At 63.2% G+C, this 20,001-nt stretch carries 17 protein-coding genes; 6 read left to right on the top strand and 11 right to left on the bottom strand.

Annotated elements, in window-relative coordinates; genetic code table 11:
* Positions 1–51: 51 nt before the first annotated feature.
* The 8 genes from Q8R81_RS10175 to Q8R81_RS10140 all read right to left on the bottom strand — a co-directional run bounded on the left by Q8R81_RS10175 (position 52) and on the right by Q8R81_RS10140 (position 8,230).
* Positions 52–561, bottom strand: a complete 510-nt coding sequence (locus Q8R81_RS10175; protein WP_305617454.1) for a (2Fe-2S)-binding protein — start codon at positions 559–561, stop codon at positions 52–54.
* A 32-nt stretch (positions 562–593) separates the two neighbouring features.
* Complete coding sequence (locus tag Q8R81_RS10170; RefSeq protein WP_305617452.1) at positions 594–1,358, bottom strand: class II aldolase/adducin family protein; 765 nt, start codon at positions 1,356–1,358, stop codon at positions 594–596.
* Between the two features lie 92 nt (positions 1,359–1,450).
* Positions 1,451–2,128: an HPP family protein gene (locus Q8R81_RS10165; protein ID WP_305617450.1), complete on the bottom strand. Its 678-nt coding sequence runs from the start codon at positions 2,126–2,128 to the stop codon at positions 1,451–1,453.
* A gap of 200 nt (positions 2,129–2,328) precedes the next feature.
* A complete protein-coding gene (gene rpsI / locus Q8R81_RS10160) occupies positions 2,329–2,880 on the bottom strand; it encodes a 30S ribosomal protein S9 (RefSeq protein WP_305617449.1) in 552 nt (183 codons plus the stop codon).
* Between the two features lie 3 nt (positions 2,881–2,883).
* Positions 2,884–3,363, bottom strand: a complete 480-nt coding sequence (rplM, locus tag Q8R81_RS10155; RefSeq protein ID WP_305617447.1) for a 50S ribosomal protein L13 — start codon at positions 3,361–3,363, stop codon at positions 2,884–2,886.
* Between the two features lie 290 nt (positions 3,364–3,653).
* Positions 3,654–5,687: a DUF3857 domain-containing transglutaminase family protein gene (locus Q8R81_RS10150; protein ID WP_305617445.1), complete on the bottom strand. Its 2,034-nt coding sequence runs from the start codon at positions 5,685–5,687 to the stop codon at positions 3,654–3,656.
* Between the two features lie 354 nt (positions 5,688–6,041).
* Positions 6,042–7,175, bottom strand: coding sequence for a cupin domain-containing protein (locus Q8R81_RS10145; RefSeq protein WP_305617443.1), 1,134 nt, complete (start codon positions 7,173–7,175; stop codon positions 6,042–6,044).
* Positions 7,172–8,230, bottom strand: a complete 1,059-nt coding sequence (locus tag Q8R81_RS10140; protein ID WP_305617442.1) for a COX15/CtaA family protein — start codon at positions 8,228–8,230, stop codon at positions 7,172–7,174. The genes Q8R81_RS10145 and Q8R81_RS10140 overlap by 4 nt, the downstream gene beginning before the upstream one ends.
* Before the next feature lie 146 nt (positions 8,231–8,376).
* Between Q8R81_RS10140 and Q8R81_RS10135 the strand changes: the two genes are divergently transcribed.
* Together Q8R81_RS10135 and thiS are read left to right on the top strand one after the other, a co-directional pair.
* On the top strand, positions 8,377–8,757 hold the full coding sequence (locus tag Q8R81_RS10135; RefSeq protein WP_305617441.1) for a MerC domain-containing protein: 381 nt from the start codon (positions 8,377–8,379) through the stop codon (positions 8,755–8,757).
* A gap of 73 nt (positions 8,758–8,830) precedes the next feature.
* Positions 8,831–9,829, top strand: coding sequence for a sulfur carrier protein ThiS (thiS, locus tag Q8R81_RS10130; protein ID WP_305617439.1), 999 nt, complete (start codon positions 8,831–8,833; stop codon positions 9,827–9,829).
* A 140-nt stretch (positions 9,830–9,969) separates the two neighbouring features.
* Here the strand turns inward: thiS and Q8R81_RS10125 are convergent, their stop codons facing one another.
* Positions 9,970–12,234, bottom strand: a complete 2,265-nt coding sequence (locus tag Q8R81_RS10125; protein WP_305617437.1) for an NADP-dependent malic enzyme — start codon at positions 12,232–12,234, stop codon at positions 9,970–9,972.
* 117 nt (positions 12,235–12,351) lie between these two features.
* Positions 12,352–14,076, bottom strand: a complete 1,725-nt coding sequence (locus Q8R81_RS10120) for a hypothetical protein (protein ID WP_305617435.1) — start codon at positions 14,074–14,076, stop codon at positions 12,352–12,354.
* A gap of 66 nt (positions 14,077–14,142) precedes the next feature.
* On the opposite strand from Q8R81_RS10120, the gene mutS reads away from it, so the two are divergent.
* Together mutS and Q8R81_RS10110 are read left to right on the top strand one after the other, a co-directional pair.
* A complete protein-coding gene (gene mutS / locus Q8R81_RS10115; RefSeq protein ID WP_305617456.1) occupies positions 14,143–16,719 on the top strand; it encodes a DNA mismatch repair protein MutS in 2,577 nt (858 codons plus the stop codon).
* Between the two features lie 108 nt (positions 16,720–16,827).
* On the top strand, positions 16,828–17,439 hold the full coding sequence (locus Q8R81_RS10110; protein ID WP_305617434.1) for a 5'-methylthioadenosine/S-adenosylhomocysteine nucleosidase: 612 nt from the start codon (positions 16,828–16,830) through the stop codon (positions 17,437–17,439).
* Positions 17,440–17,557: 118 nt separating this feature from the next.
* Here Q8R81_RS10110 and Q8R81_RS10105 read toward each other — a convergent pair whose 3' ends face one another.
* The gene (locus Q8R81_RS10105; protein ID WP_305617433.1) at positions 17,558–18,814 is read right to left on the bottom strand and encodes a NupC/NupG family nucleoside CNT transporter; all 1,257 of its coding nucleotides are present in this window, start codon (positions 18,812–18,814) and stop codon (positions 17,558–17,560) included.
* Between the two features lie 87 nt (positions 18,815–18,901).
* On the opposite strand from Q8R81_RS10105, the gene Q8R81_RS10100 reads away from it, so the two are divergent.
* Both Q8R81_RS10100 and argB read left to right on the top strand, forming a co-directional pair.
* Entirely contained in the window at positions 18,902–19,567 is a 666-nt protein-coding gene (locus tag Q8R81_RS10100) for a queuosine precursor transporter (RefSeq protein ID WP_305617431.1), read from the top strand.
* Between the two features lie 64 nt (positions 19,568–19,631).
* A partial coding sequence (argB, locus tag Q8R81_RS10095) for an acetylglutamate kinase (protein ID WP_305617429.1) occupies positions 19,632–20,001 on the top strand: 370 nt, incomplete at its 3' end.

Here is a 20,001-nt window from a genome sequence, read left to right as displayed (position 1 = left end):
GAGACACGGTGCACGATGTCTCGACTTCGCTCGACACGAACGGAAATTTTGTTAGCCAGCCCCCGGTGCCACAATCGCAGGCGGCGGCGCAGCGCTGATCGTCTCCTCGCCACGCATCACCCGCGCCGCGCGCTGGATGGCCCGCGTCAGCCGCGGGTAGACTCCGCAGCGACAGATGTTGGTGATGGCGCGCGCGATGTCCTCATCCGTAGGGCTGGCATTGCTGGCGAGCAAAGCCGCCGCCGCCATCACGATCCCCGGCGTGCAGAACCCGCACTGGATCGCCTGCTCAGCCACCAGTGCCTGCTGCACGGGATGCGAACGGTCGCCCGAAAGCCCCTCGATCGTGGTGACAGTGCGCCCCTCGGCCTCGCCCAGCAGCAGCGTGCAACTGGCCATCGCCTGCCCGTCCACGATTACCATGCAGGCCCCGCACTCCCCCGTGCCGCAGCCGTATTTGGTGCCGGTCAGGTTCGCCGCATCACGCAGCGCCCATAGCAATGGCGTATCGTCCTCAAGACGATACTGCACGGGCTGGTTGTTCACGGTAAGGCGGGCCATGCCCCCCGCTTAGCGCGCGAGAGGCCCCGCGATCAATCCCGCCAGCTACGGTCTATCCTGTCGATCCGCCGCGTCCACGCTGCAAAGTCAGCCTCGCCCACGCGTCCTCCGGCGCTCACCTGCCCCAGATCGCGCTGGTGGATCTTCACCACATCATCGGCCACGCGGATCGCCGGGCGGCCCATCGATAGCGTCGCCATCTGGATCTCGCAGGCGCGCTGCAGGCTCCATTGCGTAATGAACATCTGCGGCAGCGTGTGCGCCAGCACCACCGGCCCGTGGTTCTTCAGCATCAGCACGCGCTTGTCGCCAAGGTTGGCCAGCAACCGCTCACCCTCCTCCGCGCGCACAGTCACGCCCTCGAAATCGTGATAGGCCAGCTGCCCGGCAAAGTTGCAGGCATAGAAGTTTATCGGCATCAGCCCTTCCTCAAGGCTGCACACCGCCATCGTCGCGGTCGTATGAACGTGGCTGATCGCGTGCGCCCACGGCAGGTGCCGATGGAAATAGGCGTGCTGCGTAAAGCCCGCCTGATTCACAGGATAAGGGCTGTCGTCCAGCTTGTTCCCGTCGATGTCGATCTTGACGAGGTTCGATGCTGTCACCTCACAATAGAGCAGCCCGAACGGATTTATCAGGAACGCATCCTCCTGATCCGGCACTTTCAGCGAAATGTGGTTGTAGATCGATTCCGACCAGCCAAGGTGGTCGTAGATCCGGTAACACGCCGCCAGTTCCTGCCGCGCCTGCCATTCGGCATCGCTGCATTCGATATTGGGCCTGATCAGGGTGGCCATCACGCGCTCTCCGGATATTATCGTTGCTAAGTGCAACTTGTATCGCATGACCGGCGTGGTGCAAGCCATCGCGCACCGGTTTGGCCGTGCCGTTACTTGAGATCATCCTCCCAGCGCCGCAGCACCCGCCGCTCCACCGCGCGGAACAGCGCGTCGAGGTCATCCGCCTCCACGTCCAGCACTTCGTCCCAATCGGCCAGCACAGCGTCCAGATCGGCGCGGTCATACGTCACCGTGCGCGCGGGCGCGGGCTGCGGCGGCGCGGTTGCCCGGTGTGGCCACGGGTGCCCGGTCATCGTGTTGTAAATCCACCCCACACCCACAACACCGACCACATTCAGTGCCAGCGGAGCCAGCGGCCCTGGCAGGTGGGCATCCGGCGCAAAGCCAGCCAAAGCGCCCAGTATGGCCGCCGCCCCGCCCGGCGGATGGGTGCAGCGCGCCAGCGCCATCGCCGCAATGGCCGCGCCCACCGCAAAGCTCACCGCCAGTGGCGCACCCAGACCCGCCTGCGCACAAAGCCAGCCGACCGCCATGCCAATGCTGACCGACAGCAGATTGCCCCCCACCACCGACCACGGCTGCGCCAACGGACTGGCAGGAACGGCAAACACCAATACCGCCGATGCCCCCACCGGTGCCATGATCCACGGCAAGCCCGCGTTGGCCGGAACCAGATGCCCCAGCAACGCGGCCAGCGCGATACCCAGCACCGCGCCCACGCCTGCGCGCGGCCAGCCTGCCGGAACCCATATGCGTCTGGCGGTCATGGCATTTCTCCCATCAGCACGGAGGTTTGCATCCCACCCCCGCTCATGCTGAGCTTGTCGAAGCATCGCGCGCAGTGCGAGCGTCCTTCGACAGGCTCAGGACGAGCGGTTACGGTTCAGGCCGCACATTGGCCACGAAAAAAGGGGCCAGTCCGAAGACCAACCCCTTGTTTCCGTTTTGCTTTGCAGCCGAAGTGCGATTAGCGCTTCGAGAACTGGAAGCTCTTGCGTGCCTTGGCCTTGCCGTACTTCTTGCGTTCCACGACGCGCGGGTCGCGGGTCAGGAAGCCGGCAGCCTTAACGGCGCTGCGCAGTTCGGGTTCGAACTTCGACAGGGCCTGGGCGATACCGTGCTTCACAGCGCCGGCCTGGCCCGAAAGACCACCACCCTTGACGGTGCAGACAATGTCGTACTGGCCTTCGCGACCGGCCACTTCGAACGGCTGGTTGATCACCAGACGCAGGGTCGGACGGGCGAAGTACACTTCCTGATCGCGGCCATTGACGGTGACCTTGCCCGAGCCGGGCTTCAGCCACACGCGGGCCACGGCATCCTTGCGGCGGCCAGTGGCATACGAACGGCCCTGCGCGTCAACTTCGCGCGGACGGATAATCGCCATCGGACCGGTGCGGACTACTGGCGCAACAACTTCGTCGCCTTCAGCAGCAGGAGCAGCAGCCGCAACGGGAGCAGCCGAGGTCAGATCCTTCAGATCCGACAAGCTCGATACGGTGTTTTCGGTTTCGGACATGGTTTACGCCCCCACCTTGTTCTTGCGGTTCATCGAAGCGACGTCGAGCGCCACCGGCTGTGTGCCGCCATGCGGGTGTTCGGTCCCGGCATAGAGGTGAAGGGCGCGCATCTGCGCACGGCCCAGCGGGCCGCGCGGAATCATGCGTTCCACCGCCTTTTCAAGCACGCGCTCAGGGAAGCGGCCACCGAGGATCTTGTCCGCGGTCACTTCCTTGATGCCACCGGCATAACCGGTGTGCTTGTAATAGATCTTGTCCTTGAGCTTGTTGCCCGTCAGACGCACCTTGTCGGCGTTGATCACGACAACGTGATCGCCGCAATCGACGTGAGGCGTGAAGCTCGGCTTGTGCTTGCCGCGCAGATGATTGGCGATGACGACGGCCAGACGGCCAACCACCAGACCTTCAGCATCGATAAGATGCCAGTTCTTTACCACCTCGGCCGGTTTGATCGACCGGGTGACCTTGCTCAGTGCCTTCATGGCGCTTCGGTTCCTTCGGATTTCGGTTCGTCGATCCGGGCGAAAATCCGCTTGCATCACGACGAAGGAAGCGCGCCTTTGTTGCATATGGCCTGCAGAGTCAAGCAAACAGCGGGTTTTGGGAGAGGTAAAATAATACCGTCTTTTGAAGCCGCATCATTATTTTCGCTCTATCGCCTTCCGCGGACAGATTCTAAGGCTTGTCATCTTTACAGTTGGTAGGGGCTACACCGGTCGCAGGAACGCCCCCTCCTCAACGACGATGTCTCCGCAGTTACCTGATATCGGGCCTATTTGGGCGTCCTTGGCGCAATGCATGGCACGTTATCAGCGGTCCAATCCAAATCGAACGTCGCAGGCACGCGTTTGCTGGCCTGCGTGCGGGTGCTCTTTCCGTCCGGATCAAAGGTGATCCAAGCCATGCTATTGTCGAAGTCGGCAATGCGGCCATTGTCACGCTGCGCCTTGGCTGCGTCGACCTCCTTTTGCTCAATCCGGGAGCCTCGGATCATACGCAATGAGCCATCGTATAAATCAAACACACGGTAATAAGCCCGGCCGAACATGTGGTTGTCGATTTCGTCCTTGTATGTCCACTGCTGCGCTTGCGTTGTCAGCGGCAAGCGCACCGTGGTGACATTACAATCGAAATGGGGCTCATTATAGAATGGCAACGCCTGATCCTGCTGAGATGCGCGTATCCGCTTTTCAGGCGGACTGAAGCCGCCGCCCGGCAGCGCCAGCGATTTTGTTCCGTCCCCATCGTCATCCCAATCGACAGCGCCTGTGCCAACAACGGTCAGGATGCTGGCCTGCGCCGCCATACTGAAATGCCATTTGACATCTTCAATAGTCTGAAAGGTGTCTCCTATCGCATTCTGCCGAAAAGCTTCGAGCAGTTGTCCCGGCGTCACGGCTGAAAACTGCATTTCTTGCTGCAGGCCTTTGATCCCACGCTTGATGGTCGTGCTGGTTATCTTTGCAGGTTTATCAAAACCCTCACGCGCATCGATTTCGTATAAACTAATTTCATCCGGTCGCGCTGCGGGTGTCCATGAAATTTGCTCAAGGCCGCTTCCCGGCCCGGTCAGCGGAAGGAGCCATTGATACGGTATCACCGGCTCCACCATAGGTGGGGCGACCGCAGGCAGTGTGCCGTCAAGCCAATAGGCTTTGCCATCAATCCGCGCCCGCACTAAAACATGGTCAAACATGCGGGGGCTGGGCAGGCGCTCGCCAAGACCATCGAGGTCAATATTATTGTTGACCAGCACCGCCTCGGCCTCAACCCCCAATTCGCGTAACAATGCCAAAAGCAGTACGGTCTTGGCCTTGCAATCGCCGTATCGCCGCTTCCACGTCTCATCGGCGCTTGTCGGCGTGAGATTACCGCCGTTCAGCCCGACATAGATGTAGCGAATATCCTGCTGCACCAATTTAAGGGCGGCAGCGGCTCGGTCGAGCGGCGTTGTCCGCGTTGCCGCTATTCGCGCAGCCTCCTGCTTGAGCGCCGACTTGGGGTTCAATCGTGATGCATCGGCGTAAATCGGGAAGAACAGGCGAGAGATGCCCTGCCAATCGTTGAAGGTGCTGTATTCGACTATGCGCTGCCATTTATAGCGAGGTGGTGCATCCTTGGGAGGAGCGAGGCTTCCGGGATTGTCGAACCGATAATTGATCGCATTGCCGCTTTGTTGGGCTACCGCTGCCATTTCGCTGGTTGGCTTGACGGTCGGCTTGCTCTGCTCCTCCCAGCTCAACCGGAGAAGATAGCGACCGGGTGAGGGCTCGGGCGCCAGAAACAGCAAACCGGCACCATTTTTCCCCAAGGTCGGATCGCTGGTGCGGATGGTTGCGCCAAACTCGATTTCGTCGCCCACTCTCAGATCTGGTACACGTAAGACGGCAGTCAGGTTGCCGTCCAGCATCGCCATTTCGAGTTGGTCCTCGCGACGAAGGATTTCGAAACGTGCTTTTGCAAGCACGTCTATGACCTCACCTTCGCGATGAATGTTTATGGCGTGTACAACAGGCGATCCGGCAGCAGGATTCCAGACCAAAGACAGGTTGCCAAGTTGGAGGGCGTTGGGATGCAGTATCTTGATGCGATACCCGTTGTAGAATGATTGCCCTTTATCATCGATATGTATCTCGGTATCCTGACGGCGGACGAATACCGCACCTGATGCATCGGCCGGGACAGGGATGGGCTCCGACTGAACCGCCCACTTAGGCACCGGCCCATTCTGGATCTTGTTATCGGCTGCATGGGCAGAAGCTCCGACAAGAGCACTGGCAAGAAAAATAGCAGTTTTGAAACGCACAACTTCCCCTTTGTTCGGTGCTATAATGTCTGCCGCGCTCAGATAAGCAAGGGTCTGCCGACACTGATAATCTCTATGCGGGCAGGATTATTTCTCTTCCCGCATTCCACAATACGCATTCAGAACCTTCAGCGGCGGCTTTGAACTCAGGAACCCTATACCTTGTTCATCGGCATCGCATTGATGCCTGCGGCTTGCGCGAGTTCACAGGTCGTCCGCATCCGAATCTGGGTGCAGGCCCTCGGTTTGAAAGTCATCCGAAAACGGCTGGCAAAGTCGGACCAGACGCCGAGAGGTGAGCGGCGCGTTCACTCCGCGGCGTAAGAACTTCGCAATCCCTGAGCTTTCAGTGCCTCACGCGATCTGAACGCTGCCCATATTGAACAGCGCCACGATCACGGCAACCGTCGCCTCCGCCCCCAAGTCTGACGGATCGATCGTCATGTCATCCAGCGCGCACAGACGTTCGGCGAACCGGGCGCTCTCACCCGAACACGCATAAGTTTGGCCGTCAACGAACAGCACCACGGCCCCGGCGCTCTCACGCACAAAAGAAAACCGGCTTGCCGGGTTACGCACCAAAGGCACCGGTGCCGAAACCAATGCGCGAAGATCGGCAGCGGTGATGGCGTCTTCGGGCGACCAATCGATATCCGCGTTCTTGGGCGTGGAATTGTACTGGCCGAACCACCGCGCAAAGGCGGTGCGGTCCAGCAGCTTTTCGGTGACCATCGCGTGCAGATCGTCGATGGCCTGCGCGGTGATCTCTCCGGGGTTGCTTTGCAGGGTCAGGGCGGGATCGGCATAGCGGCGGTCGCCTTCAGCCTGCTCCACCAGATGCTCGGCCCATTGCGCCAGCAGCTCATCGCGTGAAGGCGCGCGAAAGCCGATGGAGTAGGTCATGCAATCGTCGCCGATGGCCACGCCGTTGTGCGCAATCCCGGGCGGCACATAAAGCACATCGCCCGGTTCGAGAATCCATTCCTGCACCGGTTCGAAGTTCGCGAGCAGCCGCAGGTCATCGTGGGCGAGCAGCGCGGTCGTATCGTCGCACAGCCCGCCAATCTGCCACTTCCGCCACCCGAGGCCCTGCACGAGGAACACGTCGTACTGGTCAAAGTGCGGCCCCACGCCGCCCTGATCCACGGCGTAGCTCACCATCACATCGTCGATCCGCCAGTTGGGGATGAAGCGGAACGTATCGATCAAGGCGCTCACGTCCGGCACATGATGGTCCACCGCGTTGACGAGCAACGTCCACGGCGCATCGCCCAGCGTGCCAAACCGGCTCTCGGCAAAAGGGCCGTGTTCCATGACCAGCGCGCTATCAGCCTGCCTGATGAGGCGCGATTCGACGCCTTCCTCGCACGCAAGGCCCGCCAGTTCGTCAGGCTCCAATGGGTTGGCCCACGCGGTCCACAGGCCCCGGATCAGCAGAGGCTGCTTCTGCCAATGGTCGCGCAGGAAATCGCCGGGGTGAAACGTCATGCCCGTTCTCCGCTGCCGAGCAGATGCGCGCACCACACCGTGGTGGCCACCAGCAGCGCACCAACCAACTGGTGCAGCACCGCGATCCACAGCGCCACGCCGCTCCACACGGTGAAAATGCCCAGCAGCACTTGCGTGCCGAACGCGCTGTGCAGCGCGATGGACGCTGCGCGGTGATCCTTGCGCACAGCCCGAGCCAGCACCACCAGCACCGCCACCACGCCCCAGGCCCACCACCGGTGGATGAAGTGGACAAGGAATGGGTCTGACAGGAATGCGTGCGCCGCGCCCAGCGCCCAGTCCACGCCATCGGGATAGAACTTGCCCTGCATCAGCGGCCAGGCGTCCATGCTGAACCACCCTGCCCCCGCAGAAGTGCCCGCGCGCATCCCCGCCACCAGCGCGCCATAGAACAGCTGCACCAGCAGCACGATCAGCGCCACCAGCCCCAGCCCGCGCAATTGCGCGCGCGGCTTGCCCTTTGAAAGCGCAATCAGATCAAGCGCCGTCCACACCAGCCCGCCCAGCGTGATCAACGCCACCAGCAGGTGCGCGGCAAGGCGGAAGTGGCTGACTTTCACATCGTTGACGATGCCCGATTTGACCATCCACCAGCCCACCGCCCCTTGCGCGGCGCCGAGCGCCAGAAGGGCGAGCAGGCGGGGCTTGTACCCTTGCGGAATGCGCCCCTTCACCCAGAACCACGCGAGCGGGACGGCGAAGACGAGGCCGATGGTCCGTGCGATCAGGCGGTGGACCCATTCCCAGAAGAAGATGAACTTGTACGATTCCAGCGTCATACCCGCCGGGCCGTTGACCAGCTGATACTGCGGCGTGGCGCGATAGGCGTCGAATTCGGCCTGCCACTGCGCATCGGTGATCGGCGGGATCGTGCCCGTCACCGGCTTCCACTCAGTAATCGAAACCCCCGATTCGGTCAGCCGGGTAATCCCGCCCACCGCCACGATCATCACCACCATCAGCGCGACGATGAACAGCCAGCGGGCAAGGGCGAGTGAGTTCTTGCGAACATCGGTTGCGGCACCTGAAATCATGTCCGCGCCCTGCTCCCGGCTCGGCAGAATCGCAAGAGAGATTGTCGGGTCGAGCGTCACGGACCTTGGGGCAAAATCGTCCGAGGCAAAATTGTTCGGCAGCTTCACTTGCGTCATGTAATACTATAACATATATGGACGACAAGATGAGTGACGCCCTCCCCACCCTGCGCGCCCGGCTTGACCGGTTCGGCGTGATCCTTTCGGGCCTGTGCCTGATTCACTGCGTGGCGGGCGTGTTTCTGGTGGGCGTGCTGGGCATCGGCGGCGGTGTGCTGCTCGATCCCGATTGGCACCGCTGGGGCCTCGCCTTCGCGCTGGTGATCGGCGCGCTGACGATCGGTCTTGGCGCATTGCGGCACGGACGGTTCCTCCCGCTGATGGTGGGCAGCACTGGCCTTGCGCTGATGGGCGGAGCGGTGGCGGTGGGTCATGGCACCGAAGAAGTGGTGCTGACGGTCATCGGCGTGGTGCTCGTCGCCGCGGCGCACGTGATCAATATTCGCACCAACGCCTGCCATTCCTGAACTGCACCTAGACGCACCTACGCGCACCTAACCCGGCCTTGCGCGCATCTGATGCATCGTTAAAGCGTGCCGCATGACCGCAATGCTATCCCTTACCGTCAACGGCGACCCGCGCCGCGCCGCGCCCGGCTCCATCGCCGATCTGGTGCGCAGTCTCGATCTTGAACCCACCAAGGTTGCGGTTGAGCGCAATGGCGAAATCGTCCCCCGCTCGACTCTCGCCAATGTGCAGATCGCCGATGGGGACGTGCTGGAAATCGTGCATTTCGTGGGTGGAGGACAGACTGACGTGACGGATTTGAACGAAGACACCTGGACCGTCGCTGGCCGCACCTTCCGCTCGCGCCTGATCGTGGGAACGGGGAAATACAAGGACTTCGAACAGAACGCCGCTGCGGTTGACGCGTCTGGCGCCGAAATCGTCACCGTCGCTGTGCGCCGCGTCAACGTATCGGACCCCAAAGCGCCGATGCTGACGGATTACATCGATCCGAAGAAAATCACGTACCTTCCCAACACCGCCGGGTGCTTCACCGCCGAAGACGCGATCCGCACGCTGCGTCTGGCGCGCGAGGCTGGCGGCTGGGATCTGGTGAAGCTGGAAGTGCTGGGTGAGGCACGGACGCTTTATCCCAACATGATCGAGACCATCCGCGCCACCGAAGTGCTTGCCAAGGAAGGCTTTCTTCCGATGGTCTATTGCGTGGACGATCCGATTGCGGCCAAGCAGCTTGAGGATGTGGGTGCTGTGGCCGTCATGCCGCTGGGCGCGCCGATCGGCTCGGGGCTTGGCATCCAGAACCGGGTGACCATCCGCCTGATCGTGGAAGGCGCAAAGGTTCCGGTGCTGGTTGACGCGGGCGTGGGCACGGCTTCGGAAGCCGCCGTGGCGATGGAGCTTGGCTGCGACGGCGTGCTGATGAACACCGCTATTGCCGAGGCCAAAGACCCGATCCGCATGGCCCGCGCGATGAAGTTCGCCGTGCAGGCCGGACGCGATGCCTACCTTGCCGGGCGGATGCAGACGCGCAAGTATGCCGATCCGAGCAGCCCGCTGGCGGGTTTGATCTGAGTTTGGTGGGCCGCACAAGCCCACCTCGCTGCGACTAACTTCACTGCGTTCAGTAAGTCTCGCGGCCCTCCCGCCTGCGGGAGGGCAAGACAGCTCTGTCCTTCTCCCCTCCCGCAAGCGGGAGGGGTCGGGGGTGGGCTTTAACCCACAACCCCCGCTGCCGCCAACACCGCCAGCGTCAGGATGTCGGGCGCGAGCGAGGTCATCGGGGCAATCTGGACCGGCTTTTCCATGCCGAGCAGCATCGGGCCGATCACGGCGTTGCCCGCCAGTTCGCGCAGCAGCTTGGCCGAGATGTTGGCCGATTGCAGGCCGGGCATGATCAGCACGTTGGCCGGGCCGGACAGACGGCTGAACGGGTAGTTGGCCATGACCTTCGGGTTCAAAGCCGCGTCGGGGGCCATTTCGCCTTCGTATTCGAAGCCGGGGTCTTCGGCATCGAGGATCGCCACCGCGCCACGGATCGAATCGAGCCAGCGACCATAGGGGTTGCCGAAGGTGGCATAGGACAGGAACGCGACGCGCGGTTCGTGGCCCATGCGGCGGGCGACGGCGGCGGTTTCCTTGGCGATGTGGGCAAGGTCTTCGGCCGAGGGACGCTCGTTCACCGTAGTGTCCGCCAGAAAGACGGTGTAGTTCTTGGCGACCATCAGGTGGATGCCGAACGGCAGGTGGCCCGGCTTGGGGTGGAGCACCCGGCGCACTTCCTTCATCGACTGCGCGAAAGTGCGTGTCATGCCGGTGATCAGCGCATCGCCGTGGCCCAGCGCGACCAGCAGCGAGGCGAAGACGTTGCGGTCCTGATTGACCATGCGCTTTACGTCACGTTCAAGATAGCCGCGACGCTGGAGCTGCTTGTAGAGATATTCAACCATCTCGGGCACCAGTGGCGAGACGGCCGAGTTGTGGATTTCATACGATGAGGGATCGCTGACGCCCAGTTCGGTCAGCTTGTCCAGAACACCCTGCGTGCGGCCCACCAGCACCGGGATGCCGTAACCGAAATCCTTGAACTGGATCGCGGCGCGCAGCACCACTTCGTTTTCCGCTTCGGCAAAGACCACACGCTTGGGGTTGGCCTTCGCCTTCGCAAACACATTGGTCAGCACCGACGTGGTCGGATTCAACCGCGCCTTGAGGCTGGTGCGGTAGGCGTCCATGTCCTCGATCGGCTTTTGCGCCACGCCCGAATCCATCGCCGCCTGCGCCACGGCAGAGGAGACGACTTCCATCAGGCGCGGATCGAACGGGGCAGGAATGATATAGTCGAGGCCAAAGGTGTGGTTGATGCCATAAGCGGCGGCAACTTCCTCTGGCACCGGCTCACGCGCCAGCTTGGCAATGGCTTCGGCGGCGGCGATCTTCATTTCCTCGTTGATCGTCGTGGCCCGCACATCAAGCGCGCCACGGAAGATGAACGGGAAGCCCAGCACGTTGTTGACCTGGTTCGGATAGTCCGAACGCCCGGTGGCCACGATGCAATCGGGGCGCACGGCCTTGGCATCGGGCGGAGTGATTTCCGGGTCGGGGTTGGCCATCGCAAAGATGATCGGCTGCGGGGCCATCTTCGTGACCCAATCGGGCCGCAGGGCACCGGCGGCGGACAGGCCGAGGAAGATGTCTGCGCCATCGAGCGCATCTTCAAGGCTGCGGGCGGAGGTATCGACCGCATGCGCGCTTTTCCACTGGTCCATGCCGGATTCGCGGCCGCGATAGATCACGCCTGACCGGTCACACATGATCACATTGTTGTGGCGCACGCCCATCGCCTTGATCAGGGCGGTGCAGGCAATGGCCGCCGCGCCAGCGCCGTTGACCACGACCTTCACGTCTTCCAGCTTGCGCCCGGTCAGGTGGCAGGCGTTGAGCAGGCCGGCGGCGGAAATGATCGCGGTGCCGTGCTGGTCATCGTGCATCACCGGTATCTTCAGGCGTTCTTTCAGCGCCTGTTCGATGATGAAGCATTCGGGGGCCTTGATATCTTCAAGGTTGATGCCGCCAAATGTCGGCTCCATCAGCGCGACCGCTTCGATGAAAGCGTCCGGGTCTTCGGTGGCGAGTTCGATGTCGATGGAATCAACATCGGCAAAGCGCTTGAACAGCACGGCCTTGCCTTCCATCACCGGCTTTGATGCCAGCGCGCCCAGATTGCCGAGGCCGAGGATGGCAGTACCGTTGGAGATTACCGCAACCAGATTGCCCTTGGCGGTATATTCATAGGCGTCCGCAGGATTTTCCGCGATGGCGCGGACCGGCACGGCCACGCCCGGCGAATAGGCAAGGCTGAGATCGCGCTGCGTTGCCATCGGCTTGCTGGCGATAATCTCGATCTTACCGGGCCGGATGGTGTTATGGTAGAAAAGCGCCTCGCGTTCAGTGAAACGGACGTTGCTTTCCTCGGACATAATTCCCCCGTGTGTAGCCGGACTTCAGGAATACGGCCCTGTCTGCTCTTTGCCGCTACGTCAAGGCGCACAGCGACGGGATTTGCAGCAGAAACCAATCGACGCAATCAATAGCGATCAAAGGTTCGGCGAATCCCACTTGGGAATGCCCAGACGGCGGACCTTGAACAAACGGCTACGGCCTTCCTGCCAGACCAATTGCAGGCGCGGATCGCCACGCTGCGGCATGCCGGTATCGATCAGCCAGACATAGTCCACCCGCTCAATCGGTGCGGCCTTCAGCGCGGTATCAACCGTCCGCCGCCAGCCACCCGCACAACGGCGCGACCATACGAATTCCGATGGATCGGCGGTGAAATTACGACCGGGACGGAAGCGCGGCACGATCATGTGCAGGCCCGGCACAGCCCAGTTATCGTTCACCCATGCCTGCCGATATAGGCTGGCAAGGCTGGCAAGATGATCGCGGCGGGTGTTGCGCCATGATTCATCGAGGCACGAATGTTCGACGAAGGCCAGCACGCGGCTGCCGGGTTCAACATGCGTCAGCGCGGAAAGCTGCTTCTTGTAGTCCTCGGCATAGTCGCTGAAACTCCACGCCGTGACGGTGAGCCGCACGGCCAGCAGGGCCATGCCAAGGTATGCCACCGCCTTTGCCCATTCCGGACGGCGCGCGCCGCTCCAGTCCTGCAGGCCAAGGCCGAGCATGGCCGCAACCGGCAGCAGCCGAATGTCGACGAACGAGGAGCCGTTGATGTCGCTGGGGATCGCAAGGAACAGGAGGAACACCGTCAGCGCCGGAAGCCCCTGCCGCCAGTTCCACTTTGCACCGAGCAGCGGCCCGACCAGCACCAGCAGCCCGGCAATGATCGATGTGCCGAAATCGAGCAGCTTCGACTGATCGCGCAGCGTCAGCACGAAGGACCAAGCCTTCTGGTCCCAGCGCCAGATATTCATGCTCTTTACCGGGGGCGAGAATGCTTTCCACAGCACGATGGTGATGACCGTGGCGAGCAGCGGCCAGCAAGCCTGCCACAGGCGCAGGCCGATGGCCTTCCAGTCCAGCGACTTCACCCATTCGCGGTTGGTAAAATCGCGGAAGCGCCAGCCTGAAGGCAGTTCGTCCATCGCGCGGCCAAAGGCGTGCGCGCCCACCAGCAGCGCCAGCAGCAGCCCACCGATGGCATGGCACAGCATCGCCACCGGCTGCGCAATGATCAGCATTGTGGCGCGGGCGCGGGGGTTCTTTTCCAGCCAGACCGAGGCACCGAACGCGGTGAGCGACAGACCAGTGGCGAGGATGTAGTTGAGGAAACCGGTAAGCAGCGGGAAGCTGAACACGAACATCAGCGACCATGCCGCCGCGTGCCCGCCTTTGGGGTTCAGCATGCGGATGGTCCACAGACACCCGCCTGCAAACAGGCCGGTCGCCAGCACTGTGCTCCACCATCCGGCAGCAAGGATGCCGAACTGCGCGCCCAGCACCTTCATCAGCACGCCGCCGCCGATGTTCAGCGTGAACACCCACTTCCAGGTGAAATACTGCTCAAGCGGATTGCCGGGGCCAGCAGCCTCGATCGCAGCGGCGCCCATGTGGCCGGGAATGTCGATCAGGGGCGGCACATCGACCAGCGCGAAAGGCGCGCAGATCAGCAGAATCGCTATGGCAATGCCCGGCCCGGACAGCCACGGCAGCGCGCCTGCACGGGCCATCAGCGCCCTTGCGGAATCGAACACCGAATCGAACCAGGTCTTTTCGCCGACTTGCTTCAAACTCTGCTTACCCCACAAAGACCGCTTTGCTCGGCCCTTTAGGGCGCGCAGTTGCGGATATCCAGCCATGACGGTTTGAGAAACACGCGCGGCTGGTCTAGCCACCTCCGCGTGACGCCTAATGCCCCAACTCCGATGATGGCGCAATATCTTGCGCTAAAAGAGCAGGCCTCTGACTGCCTGCTGTTCTACCGCATGGGGGACTTCTTCGAGCTGTTCTTCGATGATGCGAAGGTGGCCGCGCAAGTGCTCGACATAGCGCTGACCAGCCGGGGCGAACACGGCGGCGCGCCGATCCCGATGTGCGGTGTGCCGGTCCATTCGGCCGAAGGATACCTCGCCCGCCTGATCAAGGCCGGGTGCCGCGTGGCCATTGCCGAACAGGTGGAAACGCCCGAAGAAGCCCGCAAACGCGGGGGTTCCAAGACATTGGTGGCGCGCGATATTGTCCGCTTCGTCACCGCAGGAACGCTGACCGAGGAAGCGCTGCTTGAACCGCGCCGCGCCAATGTGCTGGCCGCGGTGTGCGATGTGCGCGGCGTGATCGGGGTGGCAGCCTGTGACATTTCGACAGGTCGGATGGAGCTGGAGGAGTGCGCCGCTGACCAGATGGGTGCAGCGCTGGCGCGGCTGGGCGCGAGTGAAATTGTGGCGGCGGATTCGTGGGAGCAGGCTCCGGTGGATTGCGTGCCGCGCCCGAATCGGTCGTTCTCCAGCGATGAGGGCGAGGCGCGGCTGAAGGCGCTGCATGGCGTTTCCACGCTGGATGGCTTCGGCCAGTTCAGCCGCGCGATGCTGGCGGCGGCGGGCGGGCTGATTTCCTACCTCGACCATGTGGGGCGCGGGAGCCTGCCGCTGCTGCTGCCGCCGGTGGTGCGCGAGGCGGGCACGCACATGGCGATGGACGAGGCAACGCGGGCCAGCCTTGAAATCCTGACGAGTTCGAGCGGCACGCGGCGCGGTTCGCTGGTCGAGGCGATTGACCGCTGCGTCACCGGCGCGGGCGCGCGGCTGCTGGCCGAGGACCTGTCCGCCCCGCTCACCGATGCAGGCGCGATCAACCGGCGGCTGGAACTGGTCAGCTGGCTGCACGACGATCCGCTGCTGCGCGGCGATATTCGCGGCGTGCTGCGCGCGCTGCCCGATGTGGGCCGTGCGCTGGGCCGCGTGGTGGCGGGGCGCGGCTCCCCGCGCGATCTGGGGCAATTGCGCGATGGGTTGAGCGAAGCGCGGCGGTTGCACGATCTGCTGGCGGCCCGGGCCGACAAGCCTGAGCCGATGGCCGCGCTGCTGCCTTCGCTGACCGGCCACGGTGCGTTAACCGATCTCTATGCCCGCGCGCTGGTGCCTGCGCCGCCGACCGAGCGGTCGCAGGGTGGCTATATCGCCGAGGGCTATGACGCGGGGCTGGACGAATTGCGCCGCGTTTCGGGCAATGCGCGCCGGGCGATTGCAGCGTTGGAAGCAAAGTACCGCGACGAGACCGGCATTGCCGCGCTGAAGATCCGGCACAACGGGGTGCTGGGCTACTTCATCGAGGTTCCGGCGAAGCACGCTGATCGGCTGATGGCGCCAGAAACCGGGTTCACCCATCGGCAGACGATGGCGGGTGCGGTGCGCTTCAATGCGCTGGCGCTGCACGAGGAAGCCAGCCGGATTGCCGAGAGCGGCGGGCATTCGCTGGCAGCGGAAGAGGCGCATTTCGAGGACTTGGTGGCCCATGCGGTGCGTGCCAAGGAGGCAATTGCAGCCACCGCGGCAGCACTCGCGCGGATCGACGTGACGGCGGGGCAGGCCGAGCGGGCGGCGGAAGGCGGCTGGGCCTTGCCGCGCGTGGTGGACGAGGCTTGTCTGGACATCACCGGCGGGCGACATCCGGTCGTCGAAGCCGCGCTGGCGGTGAAGGGTGACCGCTTTGTCGCCAACGATTGCGCGCTGGGGCCGCAGGACCGGCTCTGGCTGGTTGGCGGGCCGAACATGGGCGGTAAATCGACCTTCCTGCGCCAGAACGCGCTGATCGTGCTGCTGGCGCAAGCGGGCGGGTTCGTGCCTGCGCAGGCAGCGACGGTGGGGCTGGTCGACCGGCTGTTCAGCCGCGTGGGCGCTTCGGACAATCTGGCGCGCGGGCGGTCGACCTTCATGGTCGAGATGGTGGAGACCGCCGCAATCCTCAGCCAAGCGACTGAGCGCAGCTTCGTGATTCTGGACGAGGTCGGGCGCGGGACGTCCACTTACGACGGCCTTGCGCTGGCGTGGGCGGTGGCCGAGGCGGTCCATTCGATCAACCAGTGCCGCTGCCTGTTTGCCACGCATTACCACGAACTCGCACGGCTGGCCGAAACGTGTGACGCGCTCTCGCTCCACCACGTCCGCGCGCGCGAGTGGAAGGGCGATCTGGTGCTGCTGCATGAACTGGCGGAAGGCCCGGCGGACAAATCCTATGGCCTTGCCGTGGCGCGGCTGGCAGGCGTGCCCGCGCCGGTGCTGAAGCGCGCCAAGTCCGTGCTGGAAAAGCTGGAAAAGGGCCGCGCGGCCACTGGCGGGCTAGCCGCGGGGCTGGACGACTTGCCCCTGTTCGCCGCCGCGATCGAGGCTGCGGAAGAGAAGGTCGATGCCTTGCGCGAACAGCTGAACGGGCTGGACATCGACGCGCTTTCCCCGCGAGAAGCGCTGGATTTGCTTTATCAGTTGAAGGCGCAGGCCAATGGTTGATTCCCTTTCCTCGCCACACATTTCGTCATTCCCGCGCAGGCGGGAATCCAGCGCGCAACCATTGGAACTGGATTCCCGCCTGCGCGGGAATGACGAGGTTTTGGCGTGATGGAATTGACCCCCCTCGGCACTAGGCGCGCGCTGTTCATCATGGCGGCCGAGCCGGAATACGGCCCGCACTTGCGCGCGCGGTTCACGCCGTTGATCACCGGCATCGGCCCGGTCGAGGCTGCGCTGAACACCGGCATCGCGCTCGCCCGACTGGAAGCGGCGGGCAACCTGCCCGACCTTATCGTGTGCCTCGGCTCAGCCGGATCGCGGCGCTGCACGCTGGGATCGGTGCACCAGATCGGCAGCGTTTCATGGCGCGATATGGATGCTTCGCCCTTGGGGATCGAGCCGGGCGTGGTGCCCTATCTAGATGAGCCAAAGGACTTGCCGCTGGACACGCCGCTCAGCCTCCCCGTGGCTACGTTATCGAGCGGCGGCGATGTAGTCAGCGGCGACAACTGGGACCGCGTCAGTGCCGACATGGTGGACATGGAAACCTATGCCATCGCCCGCGCCGCGCGCACCTTTGGCGTGCCGCTGGTGGGCCTGCGCGGCGTGTCCGATGGTCCCGGCGAACTGGCGGGTGCGCATGATTGGCACAAGCTGCTGGGCTATCTCGATGGCGAACTGGCCAAGGCGGTGGACTTGCTGGCGGAACACTACGCCTGACGCGACACTACCGTCGCCCCGGGCTTGATCCGGGGCTTGGCTTTTTCGGCGCGCAGAACAGAAAGCCTTGGCCCGGATCAAGTCCGGGCCGACGTTGGGTGTGGATACTATCCGATGCTTAAAGCGACAGAAACATCCCCGCCAACGCCGCGCTCATCAGGTTGCTGAGCGCGCCCGCCACCAGGGCGCGCATGCCAAGCTTGGCAATCATCGGGCGCTGGTTCGGCGCCAATCCGCCGGTCACCGCCATCTGGATGGCGATGGAACTGAAATTGGCAAAGCCGCACAGCGCGAAGGTGACGATGGCGACCATGTGCGGTGACAGCGCGGTGTCTTTGCCCAGTTCGATGAAGGCGACGAATTCGTTCAGCACGATCTTCGAGCCGAACAGCCCGCCAGCCTGCATCGCCTCGGCCCAGCCATTTGCGCCGAGCAGGTAGAACACCGGCGCAAACACATAGCCCAGCACCATCTGGAACGACAGTTCGGGCATGCCGAACCAGCCACCGACCCAGCCCAGAATGCCATTGGCCAGCGCGACCAGCGCCACGAAGGCCAGCACCATCGCACCCACGGCCACGGCGAGCTTCACACCGGTCTGCGCGCCCTGGCTGGCGGCCATGATGATGTTGGCGGGACGCTCTTCCTCGTCCGAGGCGAGGCTGGGTTTAACGTGCGGGTTGGGCAGCGCTTCATCGGCCATTTCGGTCGGCACTGGCGGTTCGTCCGGCATGATCAGCTTGGCCATCAGGATGCCGCCGGGGGCCGACATGAACGCGGCGGCGACCAGATAATCGATGCGGATGCCCATGCTGGCATAGGCGGCAAGGATTGTTCCGGCCACGCCCGCCATGCCCACGGTCATCACACAGAACAGCTGGCTGGGGTTGAGCGCGGCGAGGTAGGGCCGGATCACCAGCGGCGATTCGCTTTGCCCCACGAAGATGTTGCTGGCCGCACACAGCGATTCGACCTTACTGATGCCGGTGACCTTTTCCAGCGCGCCGCCGATCCAGCGGATCACCAGTTGCATCACGCCAATGTAATAGAGAATCGAGATCAGCGCGGCGAAGAACACGATCACCGGCAGCGCCGAAATGGCAAAGCTGGTGCCGCCAATCGCCGGGTCGGCCAGCGGTCCGAACAGGAACTGCACGCCTGCCCGCGCAAAGCCGAGCAGGCCTTCGACGCCCGCAGCCGCGCCTTGCAGCATGCGGTTGCCCAGCGGCACATAAAGCACCAGCGCGGCAAAGCCCGCTTGAAGCGCAAAGGCCGCCGCCACCACGCGCAACCGGATGGCGCGGCGGTTTGATGACAGGGCAAAGGCGAGCGCAAGGATGAGCAGCATCCCGAGAAGGCTTGAAAGAATGCGCATCGGGCTGGGCAGTGCTCCACAACTGATCGTTACAGGCGAACCTAATAGCGAATTGGCGGGGCGTGAAAAGCGCGCTATCGGCCTTAGATGCACGATAACGCCGCTTCTGCGCCCGCCATCCCCCGTTCTTTGTTCGCCCTGTCGCTGCTTTATGGCGGGATGTGCGTGCTGGCTGGCGTGCTGGGGGTCAAACTCGCCTCGCTCGGCACATGGCCGTTGCTGGGCGATCTGGCAGTGGAATCGGGGATTTTCGCGTTCCTGCTGCTGGTGGTGATGGCCAGCGCGGTGGCCGAACTGTTTGGGCAGGACGTGGCCAACAAGCTGGTCCGTTTCGGCTTCGTGCCGCTGATCGTTTCGATGATCCTGCTGACGGTGGTGATCCGCGTGGTTCCCCCCGCCCCGTTCTGGACCGATCAGGATGCCTTCGCCCGCCTGCTGGGTCAGGGCGCGCGGATGCAGTTTGCCGGGCTGATTTCCTATGGCACCTCGCAGACGCTCAACGTCTATCTGTTCTCACGCATCGCGGGCGGGCGCGGCAAGATGCTGATGCTGCGCGCATGGATCGCCTCGATGCTTTCACAGGTGGTCGATACCATCCTGTTCATCACGATCTCGTTCTATGGGCAGGACTTGCCGATTGTCTCGATCATGCAGGGCCAGATCATTTCCAAGCTGGTGCTGTCCACCATTATGGTCCCCCCGCTGATCTGGGTCTTCGTGCAATTGGGCAAGTGGCTGGATCGGCCAGCATAATCCACCGCGCCACACGCAATCCTCAATCTTGGATTCCGCACACTTTGCGCGTAATGGCGCGGCCATGACTCAGAACCACGATCCCGCAATGCTCGCCAAGGCCGAAACGCTGACCGAAGCTCTGCCCTATCTCCAGCGCTATGCCGGCAAGACGTTCGTGGTGAAATACGGCGGCCACGCGATGGGCGATCCCGAACTGGCGCAGGACTTTGCCGAGGATATCGTGCTGCTGAAAGCGGTGGGCATCAACCCGGTGGTGGTCCACGGCGGCGGTCCGCAGATCGGCCGCATGCTCAAGGCCCTCGGCATCGAATCGCAATTCGTCGATGGCCTGCGCGTGACCGACAAACAGACCGCAGAAGTTGCCGAAATGGTGCTGGCTGGCGCGATCAACAAGGAACTGGTCGGCTGGATCGCCAAGGCAGGCGGCAAGG

It is taken from the genome of Novosphingobium sp. (assembly GCF_030696665.1).
Taxonomy (GTDB): domain Bacteria; phylum Pseudomonadota; class Alphaproteobacteria; order Sphingomonadales; family Sphingomonadaceae; genus Novosphingobium.
Note: the sequence above shows the minus strand (reverse complement) of the source record. Positions and strands in the feature narration are given on the sequence as shown.

Coding starts and splice junctions, on each gene's coding strand:
- Q8R81_RS10140 (WP_305617442.1), bottom strand. CDS start 8,230: ATGATTTCAGGTGCCGCAACCGATGTTCGCAAGAACTCACTCGCCCTT.
- Q8R81_RS10100 (WP_305617431.1), top strand. CDS start 18,902: ATGCACGATAACGCCGCTTCTGCGCCCGCCATCCCCCGTTCTTTGTTC.
- mutS (WP_305617456.1), top strand. CDS start 14,143: ATGATGGCGCAATATCTTGCGCTAAAAGAGCAGGCCTCTGACTGCCTG.
- Q8R81_RS10175 (WP_305617454.1), bottom strand. CDS start 561: ATGGCCCGCCTTACCGTGAACAACCAGCCCGTGCAGTATCGTCTTGAG.
- rplM (WP_305617447.1), bottom strand. CDS start 3,363: ATGAAGGCACTGAGCAAGGTCACCCGGTCGATCAAACCGGCCGAGGTG.
- Q8R81_RS10135 (WP_305617441.1), top strand. CDS start 8,377: ATGAGTGACGCCCTCCCCACCCTGCGCGCCCGGCTTGACCGGTTCGGC.
- Q8R81_RS10165 (WP_305617450.1), bottom strand. CDS start 2,128: ATGACCGCCAGACGCATATGGGTTCCGGCAGGCTGGCCGCGCGCAGGC.
- rpsI (WP_305617449.1), bottom strand. CDS start 2,880: ATGTCCGAAACCGAAAACACCGTATCGAGCTTGTCGGATCTGAAGGAT.
- Q8R81_RS10120 (WP_305617435.1), bottom strand. CDS start 14,076: ATGGCTGGATATCCGCAACTGCGCGCCCTAAAGGGCCGAGCAAAGCGG.
- Q8R81_RS10105 (WP_305617433.1), bottom strand. CDS start 18,814: ATGCGCATTCTTTCAAGCCTTCTCGGGATGCTGCTCATCCTTGCGCTC.
- Q8R81_RS10110 (WP_305617434.1), top strand. CDS start 16,828: ATGGAATTGACCCCCCTCGGCACTAGGCGCGCGCTGTTCATCATGGCG.
- Q8R81_RS10145 (WP_305617443.1), bottom strand. CDS start 7,175: ATGACGTTTCACCCCGGCGATTTCCTGCGCGACCATTGGCAGAAGCAG.
- Q8R81_RS10170 (WP_305617452.1), bottom strand. CDS start 1,358: ATGGCCACCCTGATCAGGCCCAATATCGAATGCAGCGATGCCGAATGG.
- thiS (WP_305617439.1), top strand. CDS start 8,831: ATGACCGCAATGCTATCCCTTACCGTCAACGGCGACCCGCGCCGCGCC.
- Q8R81_RS10125 (WP_305617437.1), bottom strand. CDS start 12,234: ATGTCCGAGGAAAGCAACGTCCGTTTCACTGAACGCGAGGCGCTTTTC.